We start from the raw sequence: 13637 nt of genomic DNA, 5'->3' as shown, positions 1-13637 counted from the left end.
CGAGTAGGCAATCGTCAGGGAGGACGAAGCATGGCCGATGTTCTCAGTCAGGGAGAAGTCGAATCGCTGTTGGCGGCATTGGATGCCGCACCGGCTGAAACGAGTGGCTATGCCCCTCCGTCGACTCATAATTCTAACGAATCCATCGGCCAGATCAGCGTCTACGATTTCAAACGTCCTGAACGAGTCAGTAAAGAACAGATGCGGGCTTTTCAGGCCCTCCATGAAGGTTTCAGTCGCGAATTCGGGGCAGCGGTCAGTGGGATGCTGCGCTCGATTATCGAAGTGAAATTGATCAGTGTCGACCAGCTGACTTATGGCGAATTCGTATTCAGTCTCGAAAACCCAACCTGCTTCAATCTGCTCTATTCCGACAAACTCAACGGTCACATCATTCTCGATTTGAATCCCTCAATTATCTATCCGATTGTCGACCGTCTGCTCGGCGGAGGGAAATCGGCGACCCAATCGTTTCCTACACGTCCATTGACGGAAATCGAACTGAAACTCGTCTCCCGCATCACAAAGTCAGCTATTTCTGCTTTGGAGAATTCGTGGAAGAATATCAGTGAATTGAATTTGCGGGTCAGCCAGATTGAGAGTAATCCTCAACTGGTACAAATCGTGCCGCCGAACGAAGTGATTGTGCTCATCAGTTTTGAAATCACGATGGGCGATTTGCGGGGGGATTATGAACCTGTGCATTCCCTTCAACACGATTGAACCACTCGTTGGCAAACTCTCTTCAGATACCTGGTCGGCATACTCGAAGCACGAGCTGACCTCGGAAGAAAAAGCTCAACTCGAAGTCGGCATTGGCTCCGCCGAGGTGGAAACGGTGGCGGTATTAGCTGAGACGACCATGAGCACTTCCGATTTACTGCACCTGAATGTTGGAGATGTGATTCTGACCGAACGGGACGTCAGCGAAGGCATTACGCTGCACATCGAAGGTTACCCCACATTCACAGCCGACATCGGACAACTCAAAGGCCACAAAGCCCTGCAAATCCGCGAGCCATTGCTGCAGGTTCGTGATATCATCAAAAATCACATGGATGCGAAATTGGGAACGGAAAATCCAAAACCGAAAGTCGCTACGAAACCGTAGTGCTTTGACTTCCGTTCAATCTCCATCAACGTGTGCCACTGCTGGCTTGCCCAGCAGTGTTTCCTTCGACGTAGAATTTATAATCAGACGACATTGAATGATAGACGAAATCGTAGGGTGCGTCCTGACGCACCATGACATCGATTGTGAATATCATCCTAAGTCTGAATAATCAGTGAAAAGATACCTTAAAAGTCATTAGTATATCACTCTCATAAAGTCTCTATTGTCTTGTTACACTCCACATCTGCTGCACGGTGCGTCAGGACGCACCCTACTGGTCTAACTATCGCTAAATGTCACTCGATGTGTGCCACTGCTGGCTTGCTGAACGGTGTTGGATTCGGCTATGAATTTCTGAAATGGGCGAAATATTATAGTAGGCAAGCCACAATTTATTTGCAGTTAGAAATTGACATGGCGATCGAAAACGAACTGAGTATTCATGAGCGTCAAGCATTCAGGCTCATAGCTGGTTTAGTCGTTGCGGTGATGTTCCTCATTGGAATATCAATAATTTTGATGTCACTAATCTATTGGAGTCTCAGCGCCACTGCTTTGAAGTTACTGCCAAGCTGGCAAAATCAGATTAAGTGGTTGAGTGACAACTTTCATTTTGTAATGAACCCTTGGGGAATCATAACACCTTTAGTTGTTATCACTGTAATTGGATTTTTGATTGGATCAAGGATTGGTCGGGACATCTGGCTTTGTAAACGAAAATATGTAATTTTGATTGCATTTCTGTTAACTGCCGAATTGATTCTTGCTGGGCCATTCTTGCTTTTGAGCGATGATTTCACTTTGTGGTTGCTAATATCGATTTTTTATGTGTTCATTTTACTGGTGCCCGCATATATCAAGACTTTACACCTACCAAACTACAGAATTTGGCTACTGAAGCAGGAGGAAGCAGCTAGATTGAAGAGTGAGAATTCAAGCTTATCCGATCAAAATTCTCCTCCATCGTTGGATGCATCTTGACTTACCCTGCCAACGATCAGGTAAACCTATCAGCAGAATTATTGAATGAAAATAGTCATGGCAATCGATGACGAATTGAATACTCTGGAACGGATGGTCTTCAGATTATTAACTGGGTTAATTGTCGGAAAGATGTTTTTTTTTGGATTTTTGATGTTGTTAATGACATTGACTCCGCGGAGCACGCATCTCACGCATCTCACGATCTCAGGCTCTTCTACCAGCTGGCACCTTCTTTTGATGCAGTTTTTGAATTTGTTTGATGTTGTAAGGCGAAGTTGGTTTTTTATCCCAATCGGACTCGCAGTTTATATCGTGGGATATATTGCTGGCTTTAGAATTGGGAGAGATATCTGGCTCTGTCAACGAAAATATTTGATGCTGACAATTTTCCTCTTGACTGCTCAGTTGCTAATTGCAGGACCTGCCTTGCTGTGGTTTTACGATTCCAAGGACGTACAGAAAATACTCATATCCTGTGGAGTGATTTTATTGGTGCCAGTGTTTATTAAATATTTACTTGTTCCTATTTTCAAAATATGTTTGCTGAAGCAGCAGGAAGCAGTCAGGTTGAATAGCGAGAATTCAAATATTCCCGAATAAGGTTTTGCATGTTCCCACGGGTGAGCTTGGGAACAAATACATGCTCAAATTATCGGAGTTTAACCGAAATTTTATTTGGGAGCCGTCCCCTCGCTGACGCTTCGGGTTATGATTGTGCCTGCATCTGTTGGGGACTTTATGAAAAGTATTTGCTGCATTTAAAATGGTTTATTCACTGGAATTGATTGTCGAGCCGTATCAATCCGGTGCTCGTGTGGATGCGTTTCTGGTGCAGCAGTTGCGGAATTATTCGCTCTGGCAGATTCAACGGCTCGCGCATTGGAATGCGTTAACGGTCAATCATCAGCCGGCTGATTTGATGCGTCGTTTATGGCCCGGAAATTCTGTGCAGGTGAAACTGCTCGAACCACCGGAAACGCTGTACGATCCTGAACCGTTTCCGCTGCATATCGTGTATGAAGATGCCTGGATTGTGGTTGTCGATAAACCCGTCGGGGTGATCGCGCATCCGACCGGGAATATGCAGTCGGGAACGCTTTGCAATTTTCTGCAGGCTCATTTTGATCAGCAGACACCGATCAAGGGTTTGCTGCGACCAGGCATTGTGCATCGGCTCGATCGTGAGACGACAGGGTTAATTATCGTCGCGAAAACTCATCAGGCTCATCGGAATCTGGTCGACTCCTTCGAACATTCGCGCGTCTCTAAAACGTATATTGCTTTGGTGGAAGGGAATCTCAAAGAGTCAGCCGGGACAATCGATTTGCCGATTGGTCAGGATCACTTCGGCTCGAAAGTTCTCATGTCGACCCGAGCCAATACCAAGAATGCGAAGTTGGCGAAAACGCATTGGGAACGGCTCAGAAATGTCGGCGATTATTCCCTCGTGATGGCTCGTCCAGTCACCGGGCGGAACCATCAGATCCGCGTGCACTTTGCAGCGATTGGCCACCCTTTAGCAGGTGACGAATTTTATGGACCACGCGGCCAATTCAAAACCGCATCGCGACAAACGCTTGAGGAAGGCCGGCGGATGAAAGAAATCCGCTGCGAAAAAACAGGCCTCAAACGCCACGCCCTGCACGCGGCTCGAATCGAATTCGCTCATCCGATCACTGGAGTCTGGCTGCAACTGACCAGCAACCTCCCAGCCGACATGCTCGCCGCGGTATTGAGTTTGGAAAGCCAGAGCAGTAATTCGTAGTTTGGGTTAGCGAAGCGTAACCCAACGGGGAATCACAGAAGCCATTTATTTGGTGGATAGACTCCTGTTTGTCGATGAAGTTTCTCGAATCTTTCCCCACGACCAGATTGCAATCGCCATCCAGCAGAGCGTGCCTGATCCTATCCAGCGATAAATAGCCAGTTTCCCAGCCATACCACCTGCATTGTCGGGCATAAACATTTCCGCCACGATTAGACTGGCAAGGCCGATCAAGGCTGAAATCGAAAAGGGGATGAAAAAGAACCAGTAATTTGGCTGTGAATAATTCTTATTCAATTGCATTTCACGTTTCTCCACAAACACAGCTATTAGAGTGAAAACCTTCATACGGATAGGATGATTCGGTAAAGTCATCCACAATTTCAGGGTGCATTATTCTACCGTGAAATTCTGTGCATTGTAAATACAAGTAAACAAATCTCGATCAAAAAATAACAGGACCACAAAATTTCAAATAATAGTTCATCTATTCCAGGGAATCGAATAATCACGAGGAAAGTCCAGCCCTGTATGGCTCCACACGCAGTCAGCAGATAAATAAATTGATTCCTACCCAGATTGGTCGTGCAGACTCCATAAACGGCAATCAAAAAAGTGGCTGTCGAAACGAAAAGTAAAATTAAAATCAATATCCCCGCACCAAAAACCCATCCCATAATCAATTTCTCTCCAATTTATGGTTCGATTCAACTTCCAGAATTCTTCGCTCACGATCTTCCGGTCGGACAGGCGCGTCCCATCTGGTGACGAATCGGGGAACTTCGGCTTTGATTTTTTTGAGAATCTCAGCATCAAACGTGGACGAAATTCCGACGTTTTCCAGAGTCGGATGCGATTTTAATTGCGTCACACCTTCCCAGGTGAAGTTGGGATGACCAGTCGGTGAGGAGCGGGTGAATCGTAAATCGACGAACTCCAGTTTGGTGAGGTGGTGAAGTTTTTTCAGCCCCTCATCGGAAATATTCGAATTCGCGATCCCCAACGAAGTGAGGGATCCAGAGACGGGTGAGAGTTGATCGATCAGTTCATCGCCAATTCTCGCATTCTTCAGATCAAGAATCTTTAGGCGAGGGAGATTTTTCAGGTCCACTTTTTTCAGCGTCAAATAGTTGGAATAGAACTCTTTGAGTGATTCCAGATTATGCAGGGTCAGGCTGCCATCGTCGACAATTTCACAGCTCTCGATGCGTAACTGCACAAGATATTTGAGCTGACTGAGATTTGACATCGAATTGGAGTTAAGGAAGCAGCCAGTAACGGTAAGTTTCCGAAGTTTCTGGAAGGAGGGCAGCAGATCAAGTTCGAATTCGGAGGTGAGTTGACGTGAGGAATTGAAGACGCCATGGATCTCCATTCGCCAAATTCGCGTTGCGTATTTCTCCAGTTTCGCTTTCTGTAAAAGTTCAAAAACCCAATCGGGAGCTGTTTGTGTGGTTTTTATATTGATGTGACAATCGGGATGTATCTCCTTGAAACTGTTAATCGCTTGGAACTCTCGATGACTCGGATAGAAGTAGCCGAGCACGAAACTTATAAGGAGGGTCGTGATCAGTGTGAATTGCACAATTAATGGGTGCCTGGTAATCCAAATTGGCATTTTCATGGAAATCCCGCAGTTCGCTATGCGTGCTCGTTAGGAAAAATCGAATTAACTGAGCGGATTTGTAAGAATTCGCAGAAACAGGTTTTATGGTCTCAATAGCCTGTGATGTTAATCTGAGGGGAATAGGCAGGCGATTCCAATTGCAAGACAAAGTTTCTGGTTCCGATTTGGTAAGTCTTGCGGATCGTATCAACATTTACAGGCTGAAAATTCGATTAAGACGAATGTGCGAATTGTTTGATTCGTGCGTTGTAGAACGGATTCTCAATTCTAAAGTCGTCGCGGAGCGAATTCATGGTATCACTGGGTCCTACGAGATGTAAACAGAGCTGGATGAGCAGAGTTCGTTCTGAACTCCAGCTAAAATATGTGCTCGGCATCATTTGTACGACACTTCTGGCATTCCTGCCGAACACAGCCTCGGCTCAGCCGGGCGGTGGCCAGCCAACTGAGACTGTGGGGACGTTCACAATCCAGTTCTGGGACCAGGGTGATAATGGTGGAGCAGGGGCCGTCGATGCCAATGGCAACGTCGTCGCCAATGCTAACCTCGGAACCTGGACCAATGCAGAAAAAGCCGCCATTCGACGAGCTTTTACCTATTGGTCTAATACCCTGAACGCGACTCCAGCCACTACGCCTGTGATTCGATTGATTAAGGATGACAGCACGGCTCAGTTCGGTGGATTAGCGATTTCTCAAGAAACCGCAGCAGGTATGACTGCCCAGACCAATACCTACAATATTCTGGCAACGGGTGGAGTGCCTGCTCCAACAGCAACCCAGATTGATGGTAGCATTTCTTTTGCTTCTGGAGCTGGCGGAAACTTTGGAACCAATCGAATTCTTCAGTTAGGAACAGAAGCCCGTTCGCTTGAACAGGAAGCGATCTTCAATATTGCGGCTTTACTGGGTGTCGGCAATGTGGACGATGTCAATAACTTCGTCGCAGCGGATGGCAACAATGTCAACGCACCGTATTTGAATCTGATCAATCCCGATGGGAACGGAAACAACACCTTTCAGGGTGCGACTGCACTGACCATCTTCGGTCCCAACGGATTGCCATTGCCACTCGATGGGACGCAAACCGATGGGGTGAATGAAGCGTTTACAAACCTGCCAAATCATAACTCCTCGAATATCGCGAATTCCATTCTTAATATTCCACACTACGCACCCGGCGAATTGGCGATCTTCGATGACATCGGCTACAACGGCTACAATCCAGCCAATCACTTCGGCACCGCCATCTACCAAGATGGAATTGCTCCGCAAAACTTTGGAGCTGCTACTCCAACTGCTGATTACGGAATTGGACTGTTCCTGCAGGCAGACAATCATGTGCTGACGCAAACAGGTAACATCACAGCCAGTGGTTTTGCTGCAACCGGTATTCGTCTTTCTGATGCCAATAACAACCGGGTCAATATCGCGACAGGTCAAACCATTACCACGAACGGTTCTCAGGGGATCGGCGTGCTGGTCAGTTCAGGCTCGGGAAACACGATTGTTCAACAGGGAACGATCAATGCGATCGGTATGAATGGACGTGGTTACGTTTTTGCTTACGGTGTTAACTCCTATCAGAATGTGGTACCAAACAGCACCGTGCCATTTGTCGATCAACTCGATATCACGGGCACGATCAACGCAGCGACAAATGCCATTCAAATTGGTAATCCTCAGCCAGTAGGGACAGTCAATCCTTTGACTCCGGGTGTGGGCACTATCAATGTGATGCAGGGCGCGAGTATTACCGGTAATATCTTTAGCGATGCGTTCATCCCAGGTGGTGGTTCCGCACCAATGCTGACATTCGGTAAGCTTGCCAACGCCGATGGAACCGCAACTGCAACTGGAAACAGTGCGTTCAACTTCACTTATGGTGGCAACATCCTGGGCACTACAGGTGGCCGAGCCGTGCTCGATCTCGATTTCTTCAACGGTACGACGACGCTTAATGGAAACGTCACTGCTGGCAATTCTCGATTGCAACTTGGAACACTCAACACGAATGGCATTTTCAATGTCAACGCATTAACAGTTGATGGGGGAACAGCCAACTTTGCTGGTGATACTGATGTTGTTAACAATGTGGTCATCAACAATGCAGGCCGCATCAATGCCACAAGTACTTTCAATGCACTCGATGTGGCCATCAACGGAACTGGTGGTTTCGTCACTTCTGGAACAACTCTTCTGGATGATGTGACAGTTAATAATTCCATGACAATGGGAAATGGTTTCGCAGTCACAGCTGGAACGACAACGTCCGACCAGTTTGTGCTCATAGAAGGTAATACGGTTGTCCTTTCTGGAGCAACTCTTAACTCGAACAACTTCACCGCCAACGGTGGTCAGGTCGATCTCTCTGGTAACCTGAATGCTATGGGAGCTGGCGGAAACTACACTCAGAATGCTGGCGTGTTGAATATCACCAGTGGTGGAGTTCTAACAACTTCCGGTTATCAGCAGACTGGCGGAACTGCAAATGTTATGTCAGGAGGAACACTCACAGCGAACCTCGCAGCTTCCAATGTGAATGGTGGCATCCTGAATAATAACGGAACCATCAATACCGCCATGGGACTCAACATCAACAATGGCGGTACCATGAATGGTACAGGGACCGTGAATGGTAATGTGACCAATAATGTCGGTGGTACCATTGCTCCCGGAAACAGTATTGGAACTCAGAACATCAACGGCAACTTTGTGACTGCCGGTACCTTGAATATTGAGGCTCTGCCAAGTGCGGCTCCGGTTCCTGGAACTGATGTCGACAACATTGCCGTCACGGGCACAGCGACTGTCAATGGTGGAACGGTCAATGTGACCGACTTCCAGACACCTGCCGGAACTACCGATTACACAATTGGTACTCAGTACAACTTCATCAACGCCGCTGGCGGGGTGACAGTGAATGCGAATCCAATGTTTACCGACGATATCGCAAATCGTCGTGCCATCGGAATCATGGGAACCAACACCTACGGTTTCCAAATTGCCAACGATACCAACTTTGGCACGATCGGGATTACTGACAATCAAATCGCTTTCGGCGAGTATCTTGAACTTGTTAAGAACACTCCCAATCCGGGCTTCCAGAATCTGAGAGATCAAATCGACCTGTTAGGTAGTGATGATCTGGTTCGTGATGCTTTCGATCAACTCTCAGGCGATGTCTATGCCTCAGCTCCTGCAGCTGCTCTTCAGACGACAACTCTGCTGTATCGTCAGCTGAGCCGTCAGGTTGCCAAATCGACTGCTCCAAGTGGTGTCTTCAATCCGATTATTGCCGGGCTTGATGAAACGGAATTGAACATTAATCTGGCTGGTCAGGAATACGAGAGTCTTGTCGTTCGCGGTCAGTGCGACAAAGGGACTTGCCGAGTTCGTTGCCGTAACCCCAAAGATGCTTGGATCACTTATTATGCTTTGGGCGGAGAAATCGATTCGGGAATGAACCCGACACCGGGTGAATACTCTTCAAACGGAACGATGTTCGGTCTCTCGACCTTCCATAACGATCAGGTTCAGTTCGGACTGTTCGGAGCCTACGGACGATCTTATCTCGACACAAACAATCCAACACAGGGTGTCGATGCTGAGAATGTTCACGCGGGTGCCTACATGAACATTGCAGATTGTCAGGGAACCTTCCTGGCAGCAGTCGGCTTCGGATATGACGATTACGATTCCCAGCGTCAAATCAATATTGGCAATGTGAATACAATTGCCAATGGTGATTTTTCAGGTCAGCAGGCGACTGCTTATCTGGAACGAGCCTGGGATCATTACTGGGGTAACTTCTACCACCGACCAATGGTCGGTCTGCAATATGTGCATATTTCTCAGGATGCATTTGCAGAGACTGGGGCAGGAGCAGCGAATCTGATTGTGACTTCAGAAGACATGGACTCACTGCGAAGTATCTTTGGTTCCAGCATTGCCTGGGACCATGTCGGAGAACGCTGCTGGCGATTGACTCCAGAAGCTCATGCGTACTACATGCACGAGTATCTGGAAACGAGCAACGCCATCGTCTCCGGCCTCGGACCAGCACCAGTTCCCGGCTTCAGTGCCCGCGGACTCGACACCGGTCGCGACTTCCTGATGTTCGGTACAGGGCTGACATTCTCACCATTCGATTCGCTCAGCTTCGCACTGAACTACGATCTGCAAGCCAGCAACAATCTGGTCCTGCACATCGGCAGCGGAAATATTACCAAAGTGTGGTAAAAAATTGTCCGCTTCAGCTCGACTGACTTAATGAGCACATAAAAGACTCCCTGGCATCAGGGAGTCTTTTTTGGGTTCAGGCTTCAATATTTTCCGTAACAGAAGAAGGAGGAACATCAATTCCAGCTTCCCGCATGCCTTCGATGTGAAGAGGAATCGCTTCCCGCATGCGTTCTTCGACTTCCTCGTGAGTAGCACCTGTGGCGATGCAACCAGGCAAATCTGGTGAAAATGCGGAAAAGTTTTTTGTGGTCTTCTCGATGACGATCAGAAATTTTGCTGACATGTCAATTGCGCCTTCGGGTTTGTTTGCCTGATGAAGTTCATCCTCTGATTCAACTTAGTGTAGGATAGGTAGGATGTCTGTCCTGCGGGGGCGGAAAAAATTATGCTGACGATTAAGATATGATCCATTCATCATCTTATGACCTGCAAGTTTGCATAACATTCGTGGATACAAATTTTGCCAATTCATTTGTTAAGAATGGTTTTGCGTCGTAAATCTCCGAAATGCTTGACAGGAAAGAGGTTATCTTCATAGGATTCCCGCATTGAGACTCCGTTATCGTGCTTCTGAGATGATTAGAAGACGAGAACCGGCTGACACAGTTGCAAACCTCGCCGTTTTTGCGAGAATGCTCGCTTATTACCGGAATGGTGGCAAAATCCCACTCTGTGTAGCAATGCAAAACAATGAATAGTGTCTCATCAGTAATTGGTGAGACTCTTGAATTCAAGCACGCCGGCGTGTGTGCAATACTGAATCGGTCAACTATTTTACAGGATGATGTGGAGATTCCACATTCGTAAGTGAGTGAATCATGGCAATTCCAAAGAGAAGACAGTCCAAAACCCGGTCCCGCAAACGTCGTAGTCATGATGCCGTCAAACCGCTCAAGCTGCAGTATTGCTCACAGTGCGGTCAGGCAACCCCAAGTCACGTCGCCTGCCCGACTTGCGGTCATTACATGGGACGTACGGTAGTCGAAATAGACGACTAGTCAATTTTATCGATTGAAGCATTGAGTTGTGTGCCACTGGCTTTGCCAGTGCAATTCGAGACTGGCACTGAAGTTACAATGCACTGGCAGAGCCAGTGCCACAATGACTTGCTGTTTAAGTTAGATAAGCATTACTGACGAACTGGCCGCTTATTAGGAGCGGTCTGCGGAAAGATGATGGATTCATGCGGATTGCCCTGGACGCAATGGGGGGAGATGACGCTCCCGGCATTAATATCGATGGGGCATTGAAAGCTCTGGCGAAGTGGGATCATCTCGTCGTCGATCTCGTCGGTCCTGCTGATCAACTCAATGAACTCCTGGCACAGCACGATAATGTCTCTGATCGTTTGAATGTTTTACATGCTTCCGAATTTGTCGGCATGGACGAAAAACCGACGGAAGCTTTGCGAAAAAAACCGAATGCTTCAATAACGGTCTGCTGGAAATTGATGGCCGAGAAGAAGGTGCAGGCTGTTGTCAGTGCTGGAAACACAGGAGCCGTCGTTGCTGCCGGTTTGCGAACACGGCTTTTCCTCAAGCAGGTCAAGCGGCCTGGTATTGCAGTTGTGCTGCCGACTCTCAAAGGACAGTGCGTGCTGATGGATGTCGGAGCAAATCCAGCCGCTCGAGCCGATCATCTCTATCAATACGGCGTGATGGGCTCTGTTTATGCCAGTGAGATGCTGGGCATCGAGCGTCCGCGAATCGGATTGCTGAATATCGGCAGCGAAGATGGCAAGGGGACCGATTTAGTTCGAGAAGCCCATGCAATGCTTTCGAATTCGTATTTGAAGGATCAATACATTGGCAATGTCGAAGGGCGAGGCATTTACCAGGGGGAAGCCGATGTTGTCATTTGCGAAGGATTCGTCGGGAATGTCGTCCTAAAGGTGAGTGAGGGGATGGCGGATATGATGTTCCGTGTCCTGTCTCGCGAAATTGTCGGTGCACTCGATACCGAACGTGATAAAGCTGGCCAAGCCTTCAAGGCCGCTGCCGCCCGGTATGAATACCGCGAATTTGGAGGAGCCCCCTTATTGGGAGTCGATGGCTTGTGTATGATAAGTCACGGCTCCAGTGATGCTCATGCAATGTCGAATGCATTGGGAACCTGCATCAAAATGCGAGAACGACAGATCAATCAAATGGTGGTTGATAATCTGGCCGGTTCACCTACCCCGACCGCATAGTTTACAATGGGGCTGGGGTCGTAATGCAGCGAGGCCCACAGTGAGGATTCCAATTTAATACTCGAGCCCTTATTCTTGTTCCCGGGGGGCCCCTTGGGAACACACTGGTTTGAAGCTCTGCTTCAAGTCCCTAAGAAAATGAATATCCATATTACCGAAGCGGGAGCTTCGGAATCATGCGTTCCCAGGGAGGACCTTGGGAGCGAGGAAGAGAGACTGAATAATGCCAAAAACAGCCTTTTTGTTTCCCGGACAAGGCGCCCAGCAAATTGGAATGGGCGTAAAAGTTGCCGAGAAATATCCTGCCGCACGTCAGTTATTTGATCAAGCTGCTGAAATCCTCGGTTTCGATCTCCTGAAATTATGTGCCGAAGGTCCTGAGGAACGAATCAATGCGACCGAAATCAGTCAACCGGCTTTGTATGTTTCGAGTTTGGCGTCGCTGGAAGTGGTGAAAGATCAGTCGCCAGAGGCATTCGATCAGGTCGAAGTGGCAGCTGGATTGAGTCTGGGCGAATACACGGCACTGGCATTTGCTGGAGCGATGTCTTTTGAAGATGGTTTGCGGGTTGTCCGAGTGCGTGGTCAGGCCATGCAGGCTGCAGCCGATGCGACTCCTTCCGGGATGGTCAGTCTTCTGCTTCTCGATGAAGAAAAAGTTCAGCAGGTTTGCGACAAAGCCAGCGATGCTGGTTTGATTCAGATTGCGAATTACCTGTGTCCGGGGAATATTGTCGTTTCCGGGGATCAGGCTGCCTGTGACAAGGTCGTCGGGCTTGCAGAAGAGGCAGGTGGCCGGGCGATTCCGTTAAAAGTCGCTGGAGCGTTTCACACACCAATTATGCAGTCGGCAACGGAGAAGTTAGCGGCGGTTCTGGAATCTGTGGAAATTCATGCTCCGCGAATTCCCGTAGTCTCCAATGTCGATGCGAAAACACATAGCGATGCCTCTGAAATTCGTGATATTCTCGTCAAGCAGGTCGTGCACCCTGTTCTCTGGGAAAAATCGATGAATGCATTGCTGGAAATGGGTGTCGAGCAGTTTTATGAAATCGGTCCTGGGAAAGTTCTAAAAGGCTTGATGAAGCGGATTGCCAGAAAAGCAAGCGTCGAAAATTACAACGATGAATCAATTGCCTGATACTTTGATCCAATTTTAAATCAGGGTGGCACTGGCTTTGTTTGACAGTGCCACCAATCGCCAGGTTTAAATGGAGCAATTCACCAGCAGGATTCAGCATTTATTTCAGAGATTTTGCCACGGATTCCCAGCTTCCTGTAAAATGAGTAAAAACAGGTCGGGATTAGAGTTTACACAAATTTCAAAAAGCGATATACCACGGAAGCAATGTCAATTTTACTGTTGGCAGTTAATTCTCAGTCGGACTTGTCAGGCTGAACGAGAAACGCGATATTGGGCCATTGAATACAGGATTGGCCTGCCAGAATTATCAACCCGAAAACAGGAGAGGGTTCGAGTGGACATTGAGGAAAAAGTTATCGGCATTGTGAGCGAGCAGCTGAACTTCCCTAAGGAAGAAATCAACTCTCAAAGCTCATTTCAAGACGATCTGAAAGCCGATTCACTGGATTTGGTTGAACTCGTCATGGAGTTTGAAGAAGAATTCGACATCACAATTCCAGATGACGACTACGAAAAAATTCGTACCGTTGGTGATGCTGTCAAATATATTCAGGAGAAGTCCTGAAC

13 protein-coding genes are annotated in these 13637 nt (G+C 47.8%); 10 read left to right on the top strand and 3 right to left on the bottom strand.

The window, feature by feature from the left end; all coding sequences use genetic code 11:
• Positions 1–30: 30 nt before the first annotated feature.
• The 5 genes from Pan54_RS26375 to Pan54_RS13135 all read left to right on the top strand — a co-directional run bounded on the left by Pan54_RS26375 (position 31) and on the right by Pan54_RS13135 (position 3863).
• On the top strand, positions 31–723 hold the full coding sequence (locus Pan54_RS26375; protein ID WP_242631313.1) for a flagellar motor switch protein FliM: 693 nt from the start codon (positions 31–33) through the stop codon (positions 721–723).
• On the top strand, positions 692–1111 hold the full coding sequence (locus Pan54_RS26370; protein ID WP_242631312.1) for a FliM/FliN family flagellar motor switch protein: 420 nt from the start codon (positions 692–694) through the stop codon (positions 1109–1111). The genes Pan54_RS26375 and Pan54_RS26370 overlap by 32 nt, the downstream gene beginning before the upstream one ends.
• A 306-nt stretch (positions 1112–1417) precedes the next feature.
• Entirely contained in the window at positions 1418–2095 is a 678-nt protein-coding gene (locus tag Pan54_RS13145; protein WP_146503913.1) for a hypothetical protein, read from the top strand.
• A gap of 57 nt (positions 2096–2152) precedes the next feature.
• Entirely contained in the window at positions 2153–2698 is a 546-nt protein-coding gene (locus Pan54_RS13140) for a hypothetical protein (protein WP_146503912.1), read from the top strand.
• A 163-nt stretch (positions 2699–2861) separates the two neighbouring features.
• Positions 2862–3863, top strand: coding sequence for an RluA family pseudouridine synthase (locus tag Pan54_RS13135; protein ID WP_146503911.1), 1002 nt, complete (start codon positions 2862–2864; stop codon positions 3861–3863).
• Positions 3864–3908: 45 nt separating this feature from the next.
• Here Pan54_RS13135 and Pan54_RS13130 read toward each other — a convergent pair whose 3' ends face one another.
• Together Pan54_RS13130 and Pan54_RS13125 are read right to left on the bottom strand one after the other, a co-directional pair.
• Positions 3909–4166, bottom strand: coding sequence for a hypothetical protein (locus tag Pan54_RS13130; protein ID WP_146503910.1), 258 nt, complete (start codon positions 4164–4166; stop codon positions 3909–3911).
• Positions 4167–4542: 376 nt separating this feature from the next.
• Complete coding sequence (locus Pan54_RS13125; protein WP_146503909.1) at positions 4543–5481, bottom strand: hypothetical protein; 939 nt, start codon at positions 5479–5481, stop codon at positions 4543–4545.
• A 339-nt stretch (positions 5482–5820) separates the two neighbouring features.
• On the opposite strand from Pan54_RS13125, the gene Pan54_RS13120 reads away from it, so the two are divergent.
• Positions 5821–9732: an autotransporter outer membrane beta-barrel domain-containing protein gene (locus tag Pan54_RS13120; protein ID WP_165441765.1), complete on the top strand. Its 3912-nt coding sequence runs from the start codon at positions 5821–5823 to the stop codon at positions 9730–9732.
• A 76-nt stretch (positions 9733–9808) separates the two neighbouring features.
• On the opposite strand, the gene Pan54_RS13115 is transcribed toward Pan54_RS13120, so the two are convergent.
• Positions 9809–10018 (bottom strand): type II toxin-antitoxin system HicB family antitoxin, encoded by a 210-nt coding sequence (locus tag Pan54_RS13115; protein ID WP_146503907.1) that lies wholly within the window; start codon positions 10016–10018, stop codon positions 9809–9811.
• Positions 10019–10553: 535 nt separating this feature from the next.
• Between Pan54_RS13115 and rpmF the strand changes: the two genes are divergently transcribed.
• The 4 genes from rpmF to acpP all read left to right on the top strand — a co-directional run bounded on the left by rpmF (position 10554) and on the right by acpP (position 13635).
• Positions 10554–10733 (top strand): 50S ribosomal protein L32, encoded by a 180-nt coding sequence (rpmF, locus tag Pan54_RS13110; protein WP_146503906.1) that lies wholly within the window; start codon positions 10554–10556, stop codon positions 10731–10733.
• Between the two features lie 185 nt (positions 10734–10918).
• On the top strand, positions 10919–11926 hold the full coding sequence (gene plsX, locus Pan54_RS13105; RefSeq protein WP_146503905.1) for a phosphate acyltransferase PlsX: 1008 nt from the start codon (positions 10919–10921) through the stop codon (positions 11924–11926).
• Positions 11927–12149: 223 nt separating this feature from the next.
• Positions 12150–13067, top strand: a complete 918-nt coding sequence (gene fabD / locus Pan54_RS13100; RefSeq protein ID WP_146503904.1) for an ACP S-malonyltransferase — start codon at positions 12150–12152, stop codon at positions 13065–13067.
• Positions 13068–13404: 337 nt separating this feature from the next.
• Positions 13405–13635 carry an acyl carrier protein gene (gene acpP / locus Pan54_RS13095; protein ID WP_146503903.1) on the top strand — a complete coding sequence of 77 codons (231 nt, stop codon included), beginning with the start codon at positions 13405–13407 and terminating at the stop codon, positions 13633–13635.
• Positions 13636–13637 lie beyond the last annotated feature (2 nt).

Source organism: Rubinisphaera italica, from assembly GCF_007859715.1.
Lineage (GTDB): Bacteria > Planctomycetota > Planctomycetia > Planctomycetales > Planctomycetaceae > Rubinisphaera > Rubinisphaera italica.
Note: the sequence above shows the minus strand (reverse complement) of the source record. Positions and strands in the feature narration are given on the sequence as shown.